Origin of the sequence: uncultured Thalassospira sp. (assembly GCF_963976115.1) — a bacterium.
Taxonomy (GTDB): domain Bacteria; phylum Pseudomonadota; class Alphaproteobacteria; order Rhodospirillales; family Thalassospiraceae; genus Thalassospira.
The window spans coordinates 13,931-37,211 of the sequence record NZ_CAXBJJ010000021.1; the positions used below are offsets into that span (position 1 = coordinate 13,931).

The window sequence follows — 23,281 nt, forward strand, 5'->3', positions numbered from 1 at the left end:
ATGTCCCTGGTTACAGAAATCGATTACGGCACCCCCGCCGTCACATCCGACAAAACCGTCACCCTGAATATTGACGGCTTTGACGTGACCGTGCCCGAAGGCACATCAGTCATGCGGGCCTCGATGGAAGCTGGCATTCAAATTCCCAAATTGTGCGCAACCGATATGGTTGATGCCTTTGGTTCCTGCCGCCTGTGTCTGGTTGAAATTGAAGGCCGCCGTGGCACCCCATCATCCTGCACCACGCCCGCTGCCGATGGCATGGTGGTGCGCACCCAGAATGACCGGCTTAAAAAGCTGCGTCGCGGGGTGATGGAGCTTTACATTTCCGACCATCCGCTGGACTGCCTGACCTGTGCCGCCAATGGCGATTGCGAATTACAGGATATGGCCGGTGCCGTGGGCCTGCGCGACGTGCGCTATGGCTATGAGGGGGGAAACCACGTTAAATCCCGGCAAAATGGCGAGGAAAACCCCCGCTATATGCGCAAAGATGAAAGCAACCCCTATTTCACCTATGACCCCAGCAAATGTATTGTTTGTTCGCGCTGTGTGCGGGCCTGCGAAGAGGTGCAAGGCACATTCGCGCTGACCATTGAAGGGCGCGGGTTTGAATCGCGCGTCTCGCCGGGTATGCACGAAGATTTCCTGTCATCGGAATGTGTATCCTGCGGGGCCTGTGTGCAGGCCTGCCCGACTGCAACCTTGCAGGAAAAATCGGTTATCAATATCGGCCAGCCGGAACATTCGGTTGTCACCACCTGTGCCTATTGCGGGGTGGGCTGTTCGTTCAAGGCGGAAATGCGCGGCGATGAACTGGTGCGCATGGTGCCTTATAAAGATGGCAAGGCCAACCGGGGCCATTCCTGCGTTAAGGGCCGGTTTGCCTATGGTTATGCCAGCCACAAGGACCGCATTTTAAACCCCATGATCCGCGATAACATCACCGACCCGTGGCGCGAGGTTTCGTGGGAAGAGGCCCTGACCTATACCGCCAGCAAGTTCCGCAGCCTTCAGGAACAATATGGCAAGGACTCCATTGGCGGCATTACCTCGTCACGCTGCACCAATGAAGAAACCTTTCTGGTGCAAAAGCTGATCCGGGCCGGTTTTGGCAATAACAATGTCGATACCTGTGCCCGTGTGTGCCATTCGCCCACCGGCTATGGCCTGAAAACCACCTTTGGCACCTCGGCTGGCACCCAGGATTTTGACAGCGTTGAACATACCGATGTTGTGATCCTGATTGGGGCGAACCCAACCGACGGCCACCCGGTTTTTGCATCGCGCCTGAAAAAACGCCTGCGCGCCGGGGCGCAGTTGATTGTGATTGACCCGCGCCGGATTGATCTGGTCCGATCCCCCCATATTCAGGCCGCCGCCCATTTGCCCTTGCGGCCCGGCAGTAACGTTGCAGTACTCACCGCACTGGCGCATGTCATTGTCACCGAAAGCCTGTTTGACGAAGCCTTCATTCGCGAAAAATGCGACTGGTCCGAATTTGAAGACTGGGCGGCCTTTGTTGCCGATGCCAAAAACAGCCCCGAAGAAATTGAAAAAATTTCCGGTGTTCCGGCAGATGAGATTCGCAAGGCAGCGCGCATTTTTGCCACCGGCGGCAATGGGGCGATTTACTATGGCCTTGGCGTTACCGAACACAGCCAGGGATCAACCACCGTTATGGCGATTGCCAACCTGGCAATGGCAACCGGCAATATTGGCCGCCCCGGTGTCGGGGTGAACCCGCTGCGCGGGCAAAACAATGTGCAGGGTGCGTGCGATATGGGATCTTTCCCGCACGAACTGCCCGGCTATCGTCATATCAGCGATGATGGTGCGCGCGATATTTTTGAAAAACTGTGGTCCGTCAAACTCAACGACGAACCGGGTTTGCGCATTCCCAACATGCTTGATGCCGCCGTTGATGGCACATTTCGCGGAATTTACATTCAGGGCGAAGACATTTTGCAGTCCGATCCCGATACCAAACATGTGGCCGCAGGCCTTGCTGCCATGGAATGCGTGGTGGTGCATGACCTGTTTTTGAACGAAACCGCCAATTACGCCCATGTTTTCCTGCCCGGTTCGACCTTTTTGGAAAAAGACGGCACCTTTACCAATGCCGAACGCCGCATTAACCGCGTGCGCCGCGTGATGAAGCCCCAAAACGGCTATGCCGACTGGGAAGTGACGCAAAACCTTGCCAACGCAATGGGCCTTAACTGGACCTATACCCACCCGTCCCAGATTATGGACGAAATTGCCGCCACCACGCCCAGCTTTGCCGGAGTTAATTATGACCTGCTGGACCGCGAAGGATCGGTTCAGTGGCCATGCAATGAAAAGGCCCCTCTCGGCACCCCGGTCATGCATATTGGCGGGTTTGTGCGCGGCAAGGGCAAGTTTGTGGTGACCGAATATGTTGCCACCGACGAAAAAACCGGCCCGCGCTTTCCGCTGTTGCTGACCACCGGGCGTATCCTGAGCCAGTATAACGTTGGTGCACAAACACGCCGCACCCAAAACAGCGTCTGGCACGAGGAAGACCTTCTGGAAATTCATCCGCATGATGCCGAACAACGCGGCATTCGTGATGGCGACTGGGTCCGACTGGCATCGCGGTCTGGCGAAACAACCCTGCGCACCAAAATCACCGATCGCGTAGCACCCGGTGTGGTTTATACCACCTTCCACCACCCCGGCACCCAGGCCAACGTGATCACCACCGACTTTACCGACTGGGCCACCAACTGCCCGGAATACAAGGTAACAGCGGTGCAGGTGTCATCGTCAAACGGGCCAACCGAATGGCAGGTCGAATATGACGAACAGGCCAAACAGGCTCGTCGTATTTTGCCCACTATTGACGCCGCAGAATAAAAACCGTTTAAGCGGGCGCGCCATCATGACAACGCGCCCGCTTAAACCTTCCCCTTACCGCCAATGCAGGTCCTTTCATGCTTGATCTTGCAAAAGCCCGCTGTTTGTTTTGCCCCCCATCGGCGCAAAACAGGGTGTCTTTGTAAAACCTGCAAAATTCTGTATGATGAATGCCTGTGCGTTGGCCGGAGAAACCACCCATGACACCTGAAAAACTTGTTTATATGGCCAATCAGATTGCGACCTTTTTTAAATCGCAACCGCCTGAAACCGCCGTGCCGGGCATTGCCGGGCATATCAGCGATTTTTGGGAACCCCGGATGCGCACCGCCCTGTTTGATCATGTTGCCAAAGGCGGCGACGGCCTTGACCCGCTGGTGATTGAGGCCATCCCGGCCATTCGCAAGGTAAAACAACCCGCCTAATCGGGCATATCAGGCACAAAGCTGGCCCCGCAATGAAAACGGCATCCCCCTTGGCTCCAAAAACCGCCAATACCAACGATATGATCGATGACCGCACCATTGATGACCACACCCGGGACCGCGCCATAGCCATCACCGCAGACAATGGCGATGAAGATGCCCTGTTGCTTCAGCCCGAAGTTCCGGCGGCATTGGTGTTTAACGGCAAATCCCATATGGTCATGATGACATCTCCCTATGATCTGGAGGATTTCGTCACCGGTTTTTGCCTCAGCGAAGGCATTATTGAGACGATTAGCCAAATTGCGGTTCGCGATGTCAGATCAACCTTGCGCGGATACGTCATTGAGGCCGATCTGGACGAAGATTGTATCGATGCGCTGGCCAGCCGCCAACGCACCCTGGAAGGGCGGTCGGGGTGCGGCTTGTGTGGCGTGCAATCGCTTGAAGCCATTCCCGCACAGGCGACGCGCCAGGTCACACCGGGTAATATGGCGCAAAATGTTGTGCTTGCCGCCATCGATGCCCTGCCCGCCTTTCAAAGCCGCAACAAGGCTGGCGGCGGTTTGCTGCATGCCAGCGCCTTTGCCGATGCCAGCGGCACCATTATGCTGGCCCGCGAAGATATTGGCCGCCACAATGCGCTTGATAAAGTATTAGGTGCCCTTGCCCGGCAAAACATTGATCCCGCCGGGGGCTTCATTTTAATGACCAGCCGCTGTTCCTATGAACTTGTCACCAAAACCGTGCAATGCGGTATTGGCGGGCTGGTTACCCTTTCCGGCCCCACCCTGACAGCGGTTAATCTGGCGCGCCAGGCCGGTTTAACCCTGATCTGCCGGGAACGACGCGGCCTGTTTCGCCGGTTTGCGTAGGGCGTTGTTTAAACTCTTCCCCGACAATCAATAAATACAACAACCTCTTTTTACGTACGAATGAAAAAAACCGCAATTCATAAGGGACGCACAATATTCAAACCACGCACGGTCAATAACTTCCGGTGAGAATTATACTTTTTCAAAACGTAATCCATAATCCGCCATAAAATATTTACTCCCGTTACAATTTTGCGAATCACTATCATTTTTACAGAAATGATCGGCCCGTCTGCTGCCAAGAACAAAAGTATAATTTCCCCTGTAACTCACTATACTTTTGGCGTAAAAGGGCTCTCTGGATCGTCAACTATATCTAATTTGAACACTGCCAGGTGTCCTTCGCGCAGATAAACGGGTGAACGTTTGTCCTCACTTCTGACTATTTTCCGTGTCCTTCTTCTATGCAGTGCCGTTCTTGCCCCCTTGTCGGCGGCACAGGCGCGCCCGGTGTCACGCGAGATTGCATCGGTTTATTATTCCCCGGAAGACCCCAAACCACGTTTTACCGCTGGCCATGCGCTGGCGGAAACAGTCCTGAACCATTTGGGTTTGACCGTAACCCATTTTGATTTGGGCCAGGGGCTGCCAAAATTTGATGATCCGCACGAATTTCGCGGCATTCTGGTCTGGATGGAAATCGACCGTTTGCCCGACCCGGAGGGGTTCCTTGCATGGCTTGAAACGCAAATGAACGCCGGAACCAGAGTGGCTCTTCTGGGCGACTGGTCTTTTTTGCAAAATCTGGACGGAAAAATCGTCTCTCTGGCGCGCGTTAACCGGGTCCTAAGCCGTTTGGGCGGGCACTATACGGGCGACTGGGAACAGCTTACCTTTGATTTCAGCCTGAGCCATTTAAACCCCGACATGACCGACTACGAAGCCGACATCGTAAAACCGTTACCGCCTTTTTACAGTGTTGAGCGCAGCGCAACCGCATCGGTTCCTTTTGCCACGGCCAAGCCACCACAAGGTAATAGCGAATATGTTCTCGGCGCCTTTGGACCATCGGGCGGGTTTGTTCAGGACGGTTATGCCGTACGTTTTGGCCGCAATGAACATGACCGCAAATGGATATTAAACCCGTTCAAATTCTTTTCGCGCGCCTTTGACCTGGAAGAATTCCCGAAAATAGACACCACCACCCTGATGGGACGCCGGATCTATTATTCGCACATTGACGGCGATGGCTGGCGTAATATCAGCGAGATACGCGGGGATAACGATCAACCCTTGCTGGATTCCGAAGTTGTCTATCGCGACCTTATTGCACCCTATCCCGACCTGCCGGTTTCCGTGGCCCCGATTGCAGCTGACCTTGACCCGGCCTGGGTTGGCACCAAACGAACCGGCGACATCGCGCGCAAGCTCTTTGCCTTGCCACAGGTCGAAGCTGCATCGCACACCTATACGCACCCGTTCCAGTGGAGCTATTTCAAAAATTACTCAGCCAAACGCGAATCCCGCGATTTTGGGCAAAGTGGCCATGAACTCTCGGCCCGGGTGCAGGAGTTTTTAGGTATTGCCGATGATATCAACGCCTCCGATACCGGCCTGAAAAAAACCTATGAACTGCCGCGTGCCTATATTCGTCGCCCGTTTGACCTGCATCAGGAAATTATTGGCGCCGCCGACTATATCAGCACCTATGCCCCCAAAGGCAAAAAGGTCGAACTGCTGCAATGGTCAGGGGATACATCGCCGTTTGAAGCCGCCATCGCAATGGCAGATAGCATCGGGTTGCCAAACCTGAATGGGGGCGACAGCCGCTGGGACCCGGATTACCCGTCGCTTGCCTGGGTGGCACCGGTAGGAATGCGGGTGGGAAAAACCGTGCAGATTTATGCCTCAACCAGCAACGAAAACACCTATACCCGCCTGTGGTCGGATCGTTATTTCGGCTTTCGCTATCTGGCAAGTACCGTTGAAAATACCGAAAGCCCCATCCGCTTGCGTCCGTTCAACATTTATTACCACACCTATTCGGGCGAAAAAGTTGCCAGCCGAAATGCCGTAATTTCCAACCTGGAACTCGCCCGAAAATCATCGATCATCCCCATTGCCGCCAGCCGTTATGCCCGCGTGGGCAAAGGGTTCTTTACCGCCGAAATTGAAAAAACCATCGATGGACGCTGGCAAATCCGCAACCGGGGGCAAGCCGAAACCGTCCGTTTTGACAATGGCGCACATCTGTCTGTCGATTTTGACAATTCCAGTGGTGTCATCGGGCAAACCCACTATCAGGGCAGCCTTTATATTTCCCTCGACGAGGCCGTTGACGCACCGATTGTCGCGGTAAAAACGAGTACCGCCAAAGAACGCTACCCGTTCGCAAGCCAACCCTATGTTATTTCCAGCCGCTGGCGGGCGTGGGGGATACAAAATGACCACGGCACACTCCATATGAAAATACAGGGTTTTGGACCTGGCGAAATGCAATGGCGCACGAAACCGGCGGCAGTTTTCAACGTTACCGTTCCGGCGCGACAAAATCAGCCCGCATGGTCGCAAACCATAACGGCAGATGCGTCAGGCATGTTGCATTTCTCCATCCCGCTCGATGGCATTTCCGGTGCCGAGCTAACGCTTGAACCTGTGACGGAATAGGCAACAACACCGTGCGTTTGGGGACAATAAATTTAACCAGCCTGGGGGTCATTATTGCAATGACAGGCACGGTTGTTATCTCTGGCCTGCTTTTGGTGCCCTCCAGGCGAGAATTGGCGAATATCTATTTCCGCGACAAGGATTTTGTGAAATCCCGCCAGTTTTATGAAGAAGAATACGCCGCAGGCGACCGCAGTATCGATGTCTATGGCGCGCTATCGCGCATCTATTTGCAAGATGGTGACATTAACCGCGCCATTACCCTGTTCGAGGAACTGTACCGCAAAAACCCGACATCGATACGTGTCCTGACCGATCTTGGCACATATTATCAATATGCCCAGCGCCCCGATGACTATACCCGCACACTGGAAGACTTACGCCAAATCGCCCCAACCGAAGCCCTGCTGCGCAATCTTTCCAACATTTACAATTTCAACGGCCGCTATCGCGACCAGATTGGCGTATTACGTGAACTGGCTGATCGCGGCTGGGCCACAAATAACGATCTGGTATCAATTATTTATCTATATGCCAGTCTTGGCGAAATGGAAAAGTCGGTCGATTTCGTCGATCAGTTGCTGGCAAAACCAAACGGGTTTACCGCCACCCTGGCCGAATTAAAACTGCGCCTGTTATTTGACACCGGCAAGCCTGATCTCGCGGTACAGTTTGCCAACAACTGGATGCGCCAGCTACCGGTTTATGCCACGGCACGCACCATTGCCAACCTGTACCAGAGCCGTAGCACCCCCAAACAATTGATCCGTATTTTGGCCGATCTGCGCAACATCCCCGATAAAACCGACCCGCAATTGGAAGTTCTTTACGCGTCAGCCCTGCTCGACAATGATCGCATCGCCGACGCGCAGGCGATACTCGCGCCGCTGATTGCCCAGAACAGTCTGACTGACGATGGCTGGGCCGTTGCTGTTCGCGCCGCTATCAGTGCCCGAAACCTGCGCGATGCCATCACCTATATCGACCAGCATCCTTATGCCGCCCTGCCCGAAAATATGTCCTACGGGTTGGAAATTGCCTTGCAAAAGGGGGATCTGCAAAGTGCCGCCCGCTTTGCCGATAATATCCCCGAAAATATGCGCCTGGGGGCACCGGTTTTGTGGGCGCGTTATGCCATGCTGCGCAAGGACGAAAAAGATACCAGTAAATGGGTCCGCCTTGCCCTGGCCAAAACCGACATGACTTTCGACGATCGCTACGAACTGGCGACATTGCTCAGCGATTTGGGCCGCACCACCGATTTGCTGCCTGTGCTGGATCAACTCGCCAAAACAACGCCGGAAAATGGCGACATTTTTGGCATCGCCAGCCTTTATGTCGCCTTGGGCCAAGCCGCACATGGCCTGCCACTTTTGGCCCCGGTGCTGCAAAATAACCCTGTTTTGCGGAATCAGGCCGCACTGGCCTTGTTAAATGCCGCCACCGGGCATGGTGATCTTGCACAAAAATGGTTGGCAGATGCCGACGAAAGCCAGCTTGATGCTGATCTTCTGTCAACCTTGTATGCCACGGCATCACAGGGCAAAGCATATGGTTTTGCCGAACAGCTTGCCCGGGAAATGACCAGGCGTCAGCCAAATCCGGATAACCGGCTTTTGGTGCTTGAAGCAATATGGCTGCAAAACGATATGGCACGGCTGAATGCCGCGTTTGATCAGTTACCTGATGAAACGCTGACACCCGCCAATGCCACCCGGCTGGCGCAATTCATGATGGATGTTAACCAGCCCGCCCGGGCCTATGACCTGGCGAAAAATTACAAATCCGATTTTGCCGCCCATATGAACCTCACCGACATCTGGGTGTCGGCGGCCCTGGCAACCAACCACCAGCAGAACCTGTACGACACAGTTTCCGCCCTTAACATCCCGGCAAGCCAGCTTTCGGCGACGACCTTTGCGGCCTATATTGAAGCTGCAACCACACTGAACAAAACCGCCCCCCTTCATGATGTGATTTTGGCGCGCTATGGCGAATTGCCCGATTGGCTGCGTGGCCTGTTGATCGACCGCGCACTTGACGGGGGCGACATCAAATTTGCCCAGGCCTGCCTCACCCTTGAAACACCCTTGCGCGGTAACGAATTGTGGATTTCCCTTGCCCGCGCACGGGCCACATTTGCCGATCATCAGTATGATCAGGCACGCATGATGTTGCAAAAATCCTTAACGCATTTAAACGATAGTTCACCTGCGGCCCTGTTGCAAATGGCGCGTATCTGGCAAATGATTGGCGTACCCGCCACCACGGCAAACCCCGAAAATTCGGCGAACACAGCCAACAGCCCCGCCCCCCTGGATGCCGAGGCAACAGCAGCCCTGAACAAAATACTTGATGCCCTGGCGCACGCCAAATCGCTTGACGATGCCAGCCTGACCGAAACGGCCCTGCTGTTTCGCAGCCTGAACCGCACCGGCGACGGGGCCGATTTGATCAGCCGGGTCGCGGCAAAACCGCACAGCTATGAGACACAACTGGCCCTGGCCATTCTGGCAATTGGCCCGCAAACACCGGCCCCTATCCGCAACTGGATTGCCACCTATTCATGGCACGAAGATCAAACCGGCGATCTGGCAACATTACAAAGCCTTGCCAGCCAAAGCAGCGACCTTGCAACCGAAATAGTGACCGCACAAAAACAGTTTGATCTGGCCCCGGCACAGCCCGCCCTGCGATTTGCGCTGGCCGATGCCCATTTGCGGGCCGGGCATGTTGCCAGTGCGCTGGCTTTGGCCCGTGACCTGCCACTTACCAATCGCGATTATCGCAACCTGTATACCGAAACCCTGCGTCAAAATGTCAATACAGGGGGATCAGGCCGCAAGGAACTGGTGACCCTGTTAGGCGAGGATTTAAATAACAGCGACGAACCGCGCAAAACCCAGCTTATTTATGACCTGATCGGGCTTAAGGCCTATGAAACAGTACTGCCCGAACTGTCCAAACGGGCCGACCAGTCGATTGAATGGGGCAATTATTATTTCGATGCCCTGTCGTCTCTGGGCCGTCGCAAGGAGGCCTTTGCCTTTTTGATCCGCCAGGCACAACAGGCCGATATGGGCGACAAAGACCGCCAGGAAATTGCCTATCGCCTGCTTGCTGCGGGTGAGAAAAGTGCAAGCGTGCAGATTTTCCAGAAACTTGCCACCAAGGACGGGCCAAACAGTGAAGTGGCAAAAACCCTGTTATTTTTATGGGGCCCGCGCCTGACCGACAAACAGGCCGACTGGATTACAGACCGGATCAGCCACACCAGCGGCCAAACCCGCCTGGCCTGGCTTGATATCGCCAGCAATACCTTTGCCCCCCAAAGGGCGGAAAAACTGCTGGGCGACTATGCCAGCCAATATGCCGATAATGATGCCTTTAATGACCGTTTGATCGCTACCTATCAGGAATCAGGCAATCGCGCGGCATTGCTCGGCCTGCTTGATGACCTGCGCAAACGGGCAACCCATGATCCGGCACGCTTGAAAACCCTGATGGTGGCGTCACAGGCCAGCAATTTTGAAGGTCTGGCCCAGCAAATTGCGCAGCGCCTGACGGTCATTGACAAAAGCGGCCCTGAACCATTCCGGATTATGGGTCAACTTGCCTTTGGCAAAGAACAGTTTGACACTGCCCGGGCCTATCTTGAACGCTATCTCGCGCTTAAACCGGCAGGCGATTACGAAACCTATTATGAACTGGCCGAATCTTACGACCGGCTGGGGCGGCTAAAAACCGCAACGCAAAATTATCGCAAGGCCCTGGATCTGTTAAAGCAGCAGCCAAACCCCACATTCGATATGCGCCATCTTGAAGGATTGCTGCTGCAACGCCTGCAACGCTATGACGATGCGGTTGCGATTTTCACCCGCCTGTTGCGCGACAGGCCGGGTGATGCCGGGGTCATTGCCGATATTGCCGAAACGCGGCTTTTGCAAAAATCACCGCAACGGGCCTTGCAAAGGGTTCGCCAGCAATGACAGGGTTTTGGGGTTCCGGGGCAATAAAGGGGAATAATTTGGGCAAGGTTACAACTTTAACAGGGCTGTATGGTTTCGCCTTGTGTGCCGGGATTACAGGGCTGGCACAACCGGCTTGTGCCGAAATTACCGATGCCCGCATCACCGGTGATGGTACCCGGCATTTTAACATGGTGCTGGATCTTAAAAATTCCCAAAACAACACGGTTACACCCAATGGCCGCGAACTGATCGTGCGTTTTAGCGATCCGATTGGCGCATTTGACATCAACACCCTGATCGGAAAATACCCACAGCAGGTGCTTACCGTTCAAACGAGCTATGATGTTTTATTAATGGAAATGGCCTTTGAGGGTGCCTTTAAAATTTCGCAAACCACGGGCCAGCTTGAGGTTGACTATTCCGCCGCCTCAAAACCGACCAATGCCGTAAATACCCCGGCGCAAATTACCCAAAAGGGCACCGCAACATCCGCCGCCGAAACCCGCCGCGCCATTATCGAGGCCCGCGCCCGCATGGAACTGGGCCAATATGGCCATGCCCGCGATATTCTAAGCCACATCCTGAAAAATGACCCTGACAACCTTGATGCCCGCAACGCCCTTGCCGAAGTTGAATATCAAAGCGGCAACTGGCGCGAAGCGGCCCGCCAGTATGGCCGGGTTATTGCAACAAACCACGACCCGGCCATTGTCCGTGCCCGCCAGGATATTTTAAAACAGAATGCATCCTATATGGGGGGCGGGGCGCAATTTCAAAACAATGGCAGCAGCAACACCCAAATTGTTGGCACCCTGAGCGGCCGGGCCTTTGTGCGCAATGACTTGCTGTTACAGATGGACCTTGAAAACCGCAATATCGATGCCGACCCGTTTGTGAACCGCAACGGCGCAAATGAAGGCTTCACAGGAAACCGGCAAAAACTGGCCTTAAAACTTGATCAGGAAATTTCCGCCCGCGATATTTTCCAATATCGGGCTTATGCCACCCAAAAATCACCCGGCATCGGGGCCGAATGGCAACACAGTATTTTGCCCGGCATTGCCACAATCGGCTTTGATTACCACCAGCCCTATTGGGACCAGACCAGCGCGGTTGTGCAATATGGCACACGCGATAATCTTTCGTTGAACTATGACATTGCCACCGCCAATGACTGGGACATCGGGCTTGGCACATCCCTAAACCGGTACGGACTTGACGGAGATGAAGACCTGGCCCGGACATTGCGGCTTGAGGGCTATGTGCGCGACAATTTCGACATTTACACCCTCCCTGTCTTTGCCGGATACCGCCTGGATGCCGAATATCCGCTTTCGCAAACCGACAAAAGCGCACAAGGCACCACATTTCGCCCGCTTGAGGTCGCCCGGCGTGAAGTTCACGAATTCTCAATCGGCCACGATCTCCGCCTGGCCGATTATCTGACCCTGTCGACCGGCATTGCCTATAGCTATGACCGCTATGGCGAACAGGGCTTCGGGTTTTCAGGCGCGCTGATCGGCAACCTGGCAGATCAATATGAAACAACCCTGTCATTTGGCCATACCGCCAATTCATCCAGCAGTGTGGGCAGCAGTGGTTCAACCTTTATCGGCATTTCGATCAAACAATATTTCTAGAACGGGAAAGAACAGCACGATGAAAACACACCGTAATGGGCGATTTCGCATGTGGCGCAATATGCTGGCAACAGGCGCGCTTGGCCTGATGCTGGCCGCCTGCGCCGGGGGTGACCGCCAGATTGTTACCGCCAGTACCCCGGTTTCCCTTGCACAGGGCAATACCATCGCCGTAATGCCCTTTGACAATCTGACCAACAGCGAAGAAGCCGGACAGGTTGCGTCCTATCTGGCGGTCAGTGCGCTTCGGGCCACCACCGATCTTGCGGTTCAGCCCGAAAACAACGTGGCGCAAACCTATGATTCGCTGGCAAACGAAAATACAGCAACCAGCGCTGTTGGGGCACATACCACCGTTTCAGCCCGCCAACTGGGCGAAATACTGGGTGTGCAATATGTTCTGACCGGCAGTGTTTCGGAATATGGCTATCAATATGGCCTGCGCGAAGAACCATCGGTCAGCATGAATATGCGGCTGGTCGATATCAGCGACGGGGCGGTTGTCTGGACGGCAAGTTCCGGCATCGTTGGCCAGGGCACATTTTCACGCGACAGTGTGAGCATCATTGCCCAGCGACTGGTCAACCACATGATCGCCGCTATGAGCCAGACCAAAACCACCAAATAAACATTCTGATCGGTAACGCGAAACATGACCCGCTCCGGCATTATTGACACCAATGAACGCATCGAAGTGGAAACAGCCCGGCAAAGCGCCAGCAGCGCCGGGTCTGATCTGCGTTTGTCTGCCATCATTGAACTGGTCGTTTTCATCGGCCTGTTCCTGTTAGCCGACTATACGATGGGTACGGGCACCCGGTTCTGGGCAACAGCCCCGCATCCGCTATGGGCTGTCGTCATTTTGCTATCGGTGCAATATGGGACCAGTGCCGGGTTAATTGCGGCCATTGCCGCAAGCATTACATTGCTCAGTGGACATTTTCCGCCGCAAAATGTCGATCAGGATTACTACGATTATCTGCTTTACATCGGTTGGCGCCCCATTGTCTGGATGCTGACCGGTTTGTTGCTGGGCGAATTACGGCGTCGCCAACTGGTGCAAAATGCCGAATTGCGTGCCGATCTTGCACAAACCGAACTGCGCGAGCAAACATTGTCAAAGGCCTATGCCTCGACCATGGAACGGGTGCATTTTCTGGAACGTCAAATCGCCACCCAGGCACAGACGGTTCTGACCGTGTTTCGCGCGGCACAGAACGTGGAACAGCTTGAAGTAAGCGACGTGATTACCGGCATTGAAAGCCTGGTGGATGAAATTCTGGCCCCGAACAAGTTTTCAGTCTTTGTCCCCAGCCGCAATAATCTTGATGCCCTGGTGTCACATGGCTGGGAAACCCCGACTGAATTTTCCCGTCAAATTCACGGCGAAAGCCAGCTTTATGCGTCCCTGCTCACCGAACGGCGCATCCTGATGATCAACAGGCAAGACGACGCTGCCATTCTGGGGAAAGATGCCGTTATTGCTATTCCGGTTCAAAATAACGAGACCGGCGAAATTCTCGCCGTTATCCGAATCGAGGAAATCGATTTCGACAAACTGAACAGTTCGCTTCTGATCAATGCCAATCTGGTGCGCCAATGGCTCAGCAGCGCCTTTGCCAAAGCCGAAACCTATGAAAACTCGGTTTGGATCGGCGACGACGGAGTTCGGCACGCCATTGTTTCAAGCCAGCTTTGGCCGTCCCTGTCGGAATGGTTGATCCAGGTATGTAAACGAAACGGATTATCGTTATGGCAACTTGATGTCAGAAATATCGAAAACAACATCGCCAGCGAAGAAGCCCTGCGCCTGACCGACCAGATCGCCCGCGGGTTTTCGCGTGAATTGCGAAATACCGATCTGGTTTTTCAACGTGACGGACATGATCATGGTACGATCATATCGATTCTGCTTCTTGGCACTGACAAAGCAGGCATTGATAATGTGTGTGGCAAATTAAACAAGCTTTTGCGCGCCAGTAGCGACCAAACCATTTGCCAGTTGGCACTTGTGACGAAAACACTTGTGAACAAACCTGGTTCTGTGCATCCCCGGGAACATTCCGTACCATGAGCAATCATCGGCCCACATCAACACTATCGGCATCCCTGAAGGGGGATAATGTTTATGTGGCGCGCCCGCTATCGTCTTATGTCTGGATTCTTCTGATCACAATACTGGCGCTGGCTTTGTCGGGTCTGGTGGCTTTTGCCTTTGCCCGCACGGCCTTTTCCTGGCCCGAACTGGCTGGCTTGCATCTGACATCGGCCTGCCTGATTGGTTTATTGTGCTATTGGCGGGCATCACGCGGGTTTTTTATCCGCGAATATTGCGTCCTGGGTTTTGGCTATTTGTTATGCGGCTTTCTGGGAACGGCAGGCAGCGTGCTGCTGGTAACGGTATCGTTTTTTACCCGCAGCGATAAATGGCGTTTTCGCGACTGGTACATCGCACTGTTCCCGGCCGACCACGCCACCAGTGCCGAAGAATTATATGGGCAAATCATTTCGGGCAGTCGTGCCATTGGCCCAGAACACAGTGTTACAGTTTATACCGATCTGATGCAGGAAGCAGAAACCGAGGAAAAGCTGGCGATCGTGACCTTGGTATCGCGTTATTTCCGGCCTGATTTTGCCAATGTCATTGTCATGGCAATGAATGACCAGGACCCGACCGTCCGGGTACTTGCCGCGTCGGCCAAGGCACGGATCGAAAACCGTTTTTTGACAAATGTTTTAAAAATTCAGGAAACCATCCGCCAGAACCCCGATAACTTCGATGGCAAAATGGCCCTGGCCACCCTGTATGATGATTACGCCTTTACCGGCCTGCTGGACCATGAACGCGAAATTGAAAACCGGAAAATGGCACTGGAAACTTACGAACAATGCCGCAAGGACCGCCCTGACGATGCCATTCCGCCTTACCGGATCGGGCGGATTTTAAACCAGCAACGCGACTATCAGGGGGCTGCCCGTCTGTTTGAAGTTGCCCTTAACCTTTCAACCGACAAACAGGCAATTGCCAGTTGGCTGATCGAAGCAAACTACAATGCCAAAAACTATGACCGGGTGCGCGACCTGATCGCACGCCATTTCCCCGAAACGACCACCGGCAAAAACCCGGTCGTCAGCCCGTTCCGCCTTGATAGCATGGCCCTGTGGCAAAAAGGTTCACCGCAATGAACAAGCCCGCGCCACAGGAAGCTGATATCTGCCTGCTGCTGGAAGGGACATATCCCTATGTTGCGGGCGGCGTCTCAAGCTGGGTGCACGACATTGTTTGTGCCATGCCCGACATCACATTCGAGGTGGTCGCCATTCTCGCCCAAAATACCGGCGAAATTGCCCATAAATATGACGTCCCGGAAAATGTCATTGGCATCCGGCATCTGTATTTGCACGACTTGCCCGACGGCCGCAAATTTACCTGGCAGGGCAAAAAATTACGCCAGACCACCCACGCCTTGCTACAATTTCTAAATCATGGCCAGGTCGAGGATTTCTCGACCTTTACCAACGGTGTCAACAGCCTTGATATCGGCAAGAACATTTTGCTGAACAGCCATTTTGGCTGGGAATTTCTAAAGACCTATTATTCAGAAAACTTTGCATCGACATCGTTTCTCGATTTTTTCTGGAGCTGGCGCATTCTGGTGGGCGGCATTCTGGCAACAACCCGGTTTTCCCTGCCCAAGGCGCGCTGTTATCATGCGGTATCCACCGGCTATGCAGGCTTGCTGGCCGCGCGGGCCAAAATTGAATATCAACGCCCCGTGATTTTGACCGAACATGGCATTTACACCAACGAACGCCGGATCGAAATCGCCATGGCTGACTGGCTGTATCAAAACCCGATCCCCGACTACGATGTCAAAAGCCTGGAAAAAGACATTCGGTCACTCTGGCTTAAAGGGTTTTCTGCCCTGTCGGGGGCCTGTTACGGGGCCTGCGACGAAATCATCACCCTTTACGAAGGCAACCAGATTTTGCAGTTGCGCGATGGTGCCGACCCGGAACGGGTCCGTGTTATTCCCAATGGCATTGATTACGATAAATATGCCGCCATTCCGCGTGAAAAGCAGGAAAAACCGATCATTGGTCTGATTGGCCGTGTCGTTCCGATCAAGGATATCAAATCCTTTATCCGCGCCATCCACATGCTCAGCCGCGAAACCCGCCATTTTAAAGCCCTGATCCTGGGCCCGACCGACGAAGACCAGACCTATTTTGACGAATGCCTGGAAATGGTAGAACACCTAAGAATACAGGATGTTGTCACCTTTGGTGGCCGGGTGAATATTGCTGATTACCTGGGTAAAATCGATGTTATGGTCCTAAGCAGCGTCAGCGAAGCCCAGCCATTGGTCATTCTCGAAGGGGGGGCTGCGGGTATCCCCACGGTTGCGACCGATGTAGGTGCGTGTCGCGAAATGCTTTATGGCCGATCAGATGAAATTCCCGGTCTGGGGCAAGGCGGAATTATCGTGCCCGTTGCAAATCCCAGTGAAATGGCAAAGGCCCTGGCACAAATCATTACATCGCCTGTAACCCGCGACAAATTCGGGGAAACCATCAAGCAGCGGGTTAAAAAGCAGTATAACAAGAAAAACGTTTTGTCCCTGTATGGGGAACTTTACCAAACCGGTCGCGATGCCCCAAATGGCTATAACGGGCCATTGATCCGCAGCAAAGGGGGCATGCTTTAATGGCTGGCATTGGTTTTACCCTGCGCAAAATGACCGGACGGGGCGACCTGTGGGGCATTGTCCAAGCCTATTCCTATTCGGCGCTGCTCTCTTCCGGACCATGGTTGTTCACCATTCTGGCACTGGTCGGCATTACGTTTTTAACCCGCTATCTGGTGACCTGGGACGACCTTCTGATTTTTCGCACCATCATTACCTATAATTTTTCGTTCTCACTGGTATTTTGCGGGCCGATTGTCATGGTCGGCACCCGGTTGCTGGCCGATCAGATCCACGAAGACCGGCTTGACCGCGCACCATCGCTGCTGTTTTCCATGATGATGGCCTATATTGCGCTGGTTTCCCTGCCGCTGATTTACCTTTATGGATATGCTGCCGCCCTGACCGCCAGCCAACGCGCCGCGGCTATTGCCGGTGGCTATCTGATTGGCCTGATCTGGACGGTGGTGGTCTTTGTCAGTGCGTTAAAGAACTACACCTATGTTTCGGCTGTCTTTTTCATCGGCATGTTTATCGCCTTTGTTTCGTGCAGCATGCTGCTTGCCAGCTATGGTGCGACCGGGCTTATCTGGGGCTTTAACGCAGGGCTGGCATTTATCCTGTTTGGGCTGCTGGCCTGGATTTTTGTTGAATATCCCGCCTTGCCCCGCGAACCGTTTATCCTGTTCCGGCAAGGTGGAACCTATTGGGTACTCGGCATTAGCGGCCTTAGCTACAACATGGCGATCTGGGTGGATAAATGGGTGATGTGGGCGCGTGACAGCAATGTCGATGTTGTGGCTGGCATCTTGCGCACAGCCCCTTACTATGACTCAGCCATGTTTTTGTCCTACCTGTTTACCATTCCGGTTTTTGCGGTATTTTTCGTCAATATCGAAACCGCCTTTTTCGAAAAATATAACCGGTTTTACAAATCGTTCCAAAAGCACGTCACCTATATGACGATTGAAAGCTATCAGCGTGACATCATCAATTTCACAATGCTTAGCCTGCGCAATCTGACCGTGCTAACCGGCCTTCTCGCCATTCTGATTGTGCTATCTGCGGCCTTCATTCTTGAAACCATGAACATTCCGTTCAAGGAAATTGGTGTATTCCGCTTTGGCGCGCTAGGGGCCTGCCTGCATGTGCTGGCAATGTTTACAATGGTGTTTTTATCCTATTTCGATTTCCGCAAACCGGTCATGATCCTCAACGTCATTTTCCTGCTTGCCAATTTCACCTTCACCTGGCTTTGCGCCGACTATTTCGCGTTACATGGCATGGGTTATTTTCTGGCAGCGGCCCTGACATTCGTTCTGGCAATGGGATGCCTGGTCTATAACCTTAAACGTCTGGCCTACGGCGCTTTCATCACCAATAACCCGTCGATCTAGCAAGCGGTGAATGTCGGCGGATCACGCCAGAATGGCACTTTCGGCCCGGCTGTGCGAATGGTCGGGGTTAACAAACCCCGGTGTTAATCATCGCAATAATGGTTTTTGCCATCAAGGGCCGGGCTGGCATTGATACCCTGAAAACCCGCATGACGGGCCAGCTGGCAAAAACGGGCGATATCGGCCTGATCTGTCAGATATTCGATGGCGAAAACCGGCTTATGCTGCGCAACATAAGGGGCAAAATAATGCACATGGCCATAGGTTACCGGGCTTTCCGATATGACAAAATCCAGCTGGGACGACAGGTCTGCCGCCATGTCCGGGGCATTTTTTTGACCGATCGTCAGGCCACGTTGATGGGCCTCGCTTGCCATCCAACGGACAAACCTCAAAGCATCATCGCGTGAAATGTTAAATCCCGTATCGGTCAGGTAACCGTCGATATTATCCGGATCAACACCTGAAAATCCCTTTTGACGACACAAATCAAGCCGCGCCTTGATAATCGGCGCCAGCTTGGCAATCTGGCGAATATCAAGCCACTTTTCACCTGGCCAGCCTTCGTAATCCTTGCCCGTTACAGACTTTGGATACATCGCGGCATCTTCGCGCCAGTCTTCAACCGACCCGGCACTCATATAACAAATGGGATAGATACCGGCATCGCGCCACTCGGAAACCTGGCTGGCATCAACATCAAAAAGGTCTGCATCCACCACCTGCGTTCCGGCGGGCACTTTCACATCCCCCTGCAATTGCAAAAAAAACCGTCCATCGGGCACGGGCACCGGTTTTGCTGTGCCCGATATTTGCCTGGAAACAGGCCACTGCACGCCGCGCGATGTCGCCGGTGACGGATCAAAACCTGTGTTCAATCCTCCCGCAGCATGCCTCGCCTTGTCTGGCGTACCCGCCAAAGCCGGGGCCGCAATCGCAATGGAACTGCCCATATAAATCACGGCGGCGACCATTGGCGGCACAGCGATAAAGGCGCGAAACACACCACGCACAGCCGCACGCATGTTCTGCTGCACGCAATGTTTAAAGGACTGTTTACCGGCAGGCATTCTGACTTTTCTGAAAACAACCATCCCCATCATTTTCTCTTTTTGCCCGTCATGCTGACGCCAGCAATTTTGCCACCGTATCTGACAAAACCCGCACATCGATTGGTTTTGGCAAATAGCAATCAAACCCGGCCAGGTCGATATCCTCGCGGTTCTGGCTATGCTCGGCAATGCTCAGGGCAATCGCCGGAACATTTTTGCCGGCAGCCCGAATTTCGCGCACAAAATCGGCACCGGTTTGCCTACCTTCCAAAAAGAAATCCGCAATAATCAGATGAAAACTTCCGCGCTGCCATGCGGCAAAGGCCTCATCATAACTTGATGTGATGGTTACCTGATACCCCGCCTTGCGCAAAATTGCCTGCAACAAGGCTCTCGTGATCGGTTCGTCCTCCAGAATCAGAATTTTAATATTATCGCTCATCGGCCACTCACCCGCACAGTGCCTGCCCAGATCCGTTCCAACCAAGGCATAAGCATATAAAGTCGTTCCCTATGTTAAACGATGGTTGTTCACAGAAAAAAGCCAACATGCCGTGTCAGGTTTCGTGTGAAACATCCAGATTTAATATTTTAAAACCCCGTTGCAGCACAGATTTTTGCCCGCAGGTCTTCTGCCGCCAAAATCAAACAAAGTGCGTCATATTAAGAGAAAGATGCTTTAACCATTCGCTTCCCGTTCAAGTTCTGCCAATGCCCGTTGAAGGTCATGCAAAAAAACGGGAAACTGCCCTGCAACTTCAGCCTCGTCTTTCTGCGCTGCCAGAGTTTCAAGTTTGGCGCTGGCCGCCGCCAGCCGGGTCGCGCCAACGGCTCCCGCTGCCCCTTTCAGGCTATGCGCGCGCAAATTCAACGCCGCAAAATCCCGGTCATCATGGCTTTGCGTAAATTGACCGGCACTATCACCATACAGGCTGACAAACTGCGCCGCCAAAGACTTAAACAAATCTTCGTCCCCGCCCAGCATTTCAATGGCCTTTGCACGATCAATCACACTTTCTGTTTTCTCGGCAGGCGCATCCTCGGCGGACGTATTTTCAAAAACAGGATTCATATCTGTCTGCGCGGGCTCATGAATTTCGCCCGCCATGATATCTGGTCCATTGACCTGATTGTCGTGGATGATTGCGCCAGATAACGCGATTGAAACCGCGTCCGCATCGCGATGATACCCGGCAAGATCGCGAATACGGCGGATCATGTTTTCCGCCTTGAACGGCTTGCTGATAAAACCATTCATCCCGGCGGCAAAACATCTTGCCCGATCAGATTCAAACACGCCCGCGGTCAGGGCAATGATCGGCACCTTGTGATTGCCCAGTGTTTCGCGAATTTCACGGGTTGCTTCAAGCCCATCCATATGGGGCATTTGCAAATCCATCAATACCAGGTCAAATTCGGGACCATGATCGCGCATGATATTGACGGCTTCCCGCCCGTCATTTGCCAGTGTTACGGTTGCGCCTTCAATTTCCAGAATATGTTTCGCGACTTCCTGATTAATGAAATTGTCATCAACCACCAGCAAATTCAAACCCGTCAATGTATGCGCACTCCCGGGCTGGCGGGTATTTTCTTCAACCGCTTCAACCGCTTCCACCCTGTGGCGCGACTTGGTCCAGGTTCTTGCTGTCACCACCGCATTAAAGAGTGCGGATTCCGTCACCGGTTTTAAAATAATACCGTCCACATTGCTGATCGAGGGATGGCGCAGCAATTTGTCTTTTTCACCCGCCGTCACCATCACAATGATCGGCATTGAACTTTGCGGCAGACGGGCGCGGATTTCCTCGCTGGCATGCACACCGTCAAGCCCCGGCATTTTCCAATCCATCAATACCAGGTCAAAATACCGGCCTTCCTGCTGTTTTTCTTCCATCAAGGCGATGGCTTCTTCGCCGGAATGCACAACCTGGGTATCCCAGCCCAGATTATGAATGGTTTTCGACAGAACTTCACGGGCCAGAGAGTTGTCATCCACCACCAGAACACGCAGTTTCTCCTGGCTTTCATTCAGGGCAACATCCTGTTTTTTAGGCAGCAGAAACGGCAAAACAAACCGGAAAGTACTGCCCTCTCCGCGCTTGCTTTGTACCGATATCCGGCCATTCATCAATTCCGTCAGACGATAACAAATTGAAAGCCCCAACCCCGTACCGCCATATTTGCGGCTGGTGGATGTATCGGCCTGCGCGAACGGGGCAAATAAATTGGCAACCTGTTCTTCATCCATCCCGATGCCGGTGTCACGCACTTCAAATTCCAGCTCGATCCGGTCATGGTCCTTGCGCAACAACTCAACCGAAATCAGCACCTCGCCGCGATTGGTAAATTTAATTGCGTTGCCCGAAAGATTGATCAGGATTTGTTGCAGGCGAAACGGATCGCCAATGATATGGCGCGGCACGCTTTCGTCGACCGAAATCAGAACTTCAATATCCTTGCCCGCCGAATTGACCGACATAATGGTCGAGAGCGAATTCATGATTTCCTGAACCGAGAAAATCGTCTGCTCAATCTGAACCTTACCGGCCTCGATTTTTGAATAGGTCAGGATATCGTCAATAATACCCAGCAGGAATTTGCCTGAATCCGATATCTTGCGCACATATTCGCGCTGTTCATCGGTCAGGTTGGTATATCCCAGCAAATGCAACAGCCCGATAATGGCATTCATCGGCGTTCTGATTTCGTGGCTCATATTGGCGAGAAAGTTGGTTTTAACCTGTGCCAGTTCCTCGACCTTGTCGGCTTCCTCGCGGATTTTTGTATTCAAAAGCGATAATTGCTTAAAGTTGCGCTGCTGCAAAACATCGTAATAAGCAAAAACAACACACCCCAAAACCGCCAGCAAGAACAGCACAATCGATGCAATAAGCGATGCAAGCCCAAACAGTTGCCAACCTTTGAGAGCCAGCGCCATCGGGCGGGTCAGCACAACACTGACCTTGCCCCCCAAAACCGGTTGGGCTGCAACCAGCAGTGCGTTTCCCTCCTCGTCTTCACGAACTTCATAGACAGAACTGGTGGTGCGGATACTTTTTGCCCCCATCTCCGCAAATTGCGCCGTCGTGCCGACCTTTGCCCCGTCAAACGGGATCGTGCCGATCAACGCGCTGCGGTCATTCATCATAACCAGTTCGTCACCTGGCAGCATAACGCGTTGCAATGGCGTCAAAATCGTTTCCGGGTCAATGACCGCGCCAATCACATCGCTTAGCGCACCTCTGGCATCATATACCGGTGCCGACACCAGAACCTGCAATTCTCCATCGATCCGGCTTTTATAAGGCCCGTCAAAATACCACGGGTCTTTACCGCCATTCAGGAAATAGGCAACGTTTGCATTGTCCTTGACATTAACCTTGGGCGGGGTCGGGCTACGTGACGACAAAACGATATTGCCGTTTTTGTCGACCACGGCCAAAAAGCGAATTAATTCAAGGCTTTCTGCCGCCTGGCGCAGCAAAATATAACCTTCACGCCGGGAAAACTGGCCACTGCCCAGTTTGTCGGCCAGGCCGATCAAAACCGTTCCTGACAAGCGGGTGCGTTGTTCAAACTGGTCGGAGTAACTTTTCAGCATGGCATTCAGGTCGGAAAAGGCCGCCTGAACTGCACGCGCATCCAGCACAACGCGCACATACACGTTGAACCCGATCAGAATTGTGGCGACCAGAACCAGCAAAGCTCCCATTACGAACTGCTTGTTCGTTGCCAAGGTTGCT

At 53.4% G+C, this 23,281-nt stretch carries 14 protein-coding genes; 11 read left to right on the top strand and 3 right to left on the bottom strand.

The annotated features are described in order from the left end of the window. The 11 genes from fdhF (at window position 1) to pelG (ending at window position 18,483) form a co-directional block, all read left to right on the top strand. A complete protein-coding gene (gene fdhF / locus AAC086_RS20925) occupies window positions 1-2,880 on the top strand; it encodes a formate dehydrogenase subunit alpha (RefSeq protein ID WP_339781693.1) in 2,880 nt (959 codons plus the stop codon). A gap of 200 nt (window positions 2,881-3,080) precedes the next feature. Next, window positions 3,081-3,305 (top strand): formate dehydrogenase subunit delta, encoded by a 225-nt coding sequence (locus AAC086_RS20930; protein ID WP_339781694.1) that lies wholly within the window; start codon window positions 3,081-3,083, stop codon window positions 3,303-3,305. A gap of 32 nt (window positions 3,306-3,337) precedes the next feature. Continuing rightward, window positions 3,338-4,180: a formate dehydrogenase accessory sulfurtransferase FdhD gene (gene fdhD, locus AAC086_RS20935; protein WP_339781696.1), complete on the top strand. Its 843-nt coding sequence runs from the start codon at window positions 3,338-3,340 to the stop codon at window positions 4,178-4,180. Between the two features lie 366 nt (window positions 4,181-4,546). Continuing rightward, a complete protein-coding gene (locus tag AAC086_RS20940; RefSeq protein ID WP_339781698.1) occupies window positions 4,547-6,787 on the top strand; it encodes a hypothetical protein in 2,241 nt (746 codons plus the stop codon). 59 nt (window positions 6,788-6,846) lie between these two features. Further along, a complete protein-coding gene (locus AAC086_RS20945) occupies window positions 6,847-10,776 on the top strand; it encodes a tetratricopeptide repeat protein (RefSeq protein WP_339781699.1) in 3,930 nt (1,309 codons plus the stop codon). 38 nt (window positions 10,777-10,814) lie between these two features. Beyond that, window positions 10,815-12,398: a tetratricopeptide repeat protein gene (locus AAC086_RS20950; protein WP_339781701.1), complete on the top strand. Its 1,584-nt coding sequence runs from the start codon at window positions 10,815-10,817 to the stop codon at window positions 12,396-12,398. A gap of 19 nt (window positions 12,399-12,417) precedes the next feature. After that, the gene (locus AAC086_RS20955) at window positions 12,418-13,026 is read left to right on the top strand and encodes a GNA1162 family protein (protein ID WP_339781703.1); all 609 of its coding nucleotides are present in this window, start codon (window positions 12,418-12,420) and stop codon (window positions 13,024-13,026) included. Between the two features lie 24 nt (window positions 13,027-13,050). After that, entirely contained in the window at window positions 13,051-14,472 is a 1,422-nt protein-coding gene (locus tag AAC086_RS20960) for a hypothetical protein (protein ID WP_339781705.1), read from the top strand. Then, a complete protein-coding gene (locus AAC086_RS20965; protein WP_339781706.1) occupies window positions 14,469-15,584 on the top strand; it encodes a hypothetical protein in 1,116 nt (371 codons plus the stop codon). Before AAC086_RS20960 ends, AAC086_RS20965 begins: the two co-directional genes overlap by 4 nt. Continuing rightward, a complete protein-coding gene (gene pelF / locus AAC086_RS20970) occupies window positions 15,581-17,107 on the top strand; it encodes a GT4 family glycosyltransferase PelF (protein WP_339781708.1) in 1,527 nt (508 codons plus the stop codon). The genes AAC086_RS20965 and pelF overlap by 4 nt, the downstream gene beginning before the upstream one ends. Then, a complete protein-coding gene (gene pelG / locus AAC086_RS20975) occupies window positions 17,107-18,483 on the top strand; it encodes an exopolysaccharide Pel transporter PelG (RefSeq protein WP_339781710.1) in 1,377 nt (458 codons plus the stop codon). Before pelF ends, pelG begins: the two co-directional genes overlap by 1 nt. 83 nt (window positions 18,484-18,566) lie before the next feature. On the opposite strand, the gene AAC086_RS20980 is transcribed toward pelG, so the two are convergent. From AAC086_RS20980 to AAC086_RS20990, 3 genes are all read right to left on the bottom strand, one after another. Beyond that, window positions 18,567-19,553, bottom strand: coding sequence for an endo alpha-1,4 polygalactosaminidase (locus AAC086_RS20980; protein ID WP_339781712.1), 987 nt, complete (start codon window positions 19,551-19,553; stop codon window positions 18,567-18,569). Window positions 19,554-19,602: 49 nt separating this feature from the next. Next, window positions 19,603-19,977 carry a response regulator gene (locus AAC086_RS20985; RefSeq protein WP_339781714.1) on the bottom strand — a complete coding sequence of 125 codons (375 nt, stop codon included), beginning with the start codon at window positions 19,975-19,977 and terminating at the stop codon, window positions 19,603-19,605. A gap of 237 nt (window positions 19,978-20,214) precedes the next feature. Further along, window positions 20,215-23,250: a response regulator gene (locus AAC086_RS20990; RefSeq protein ID WP_339781716.1), complete on the bottom strand. Its 3,036-nt coding sequence runs from the start codon at window positions 23,248-23,250 to the stop codon at window positions 20,215-20,217. Window positions 23,251-23,281: the final 31 nt, after the last annotated feature.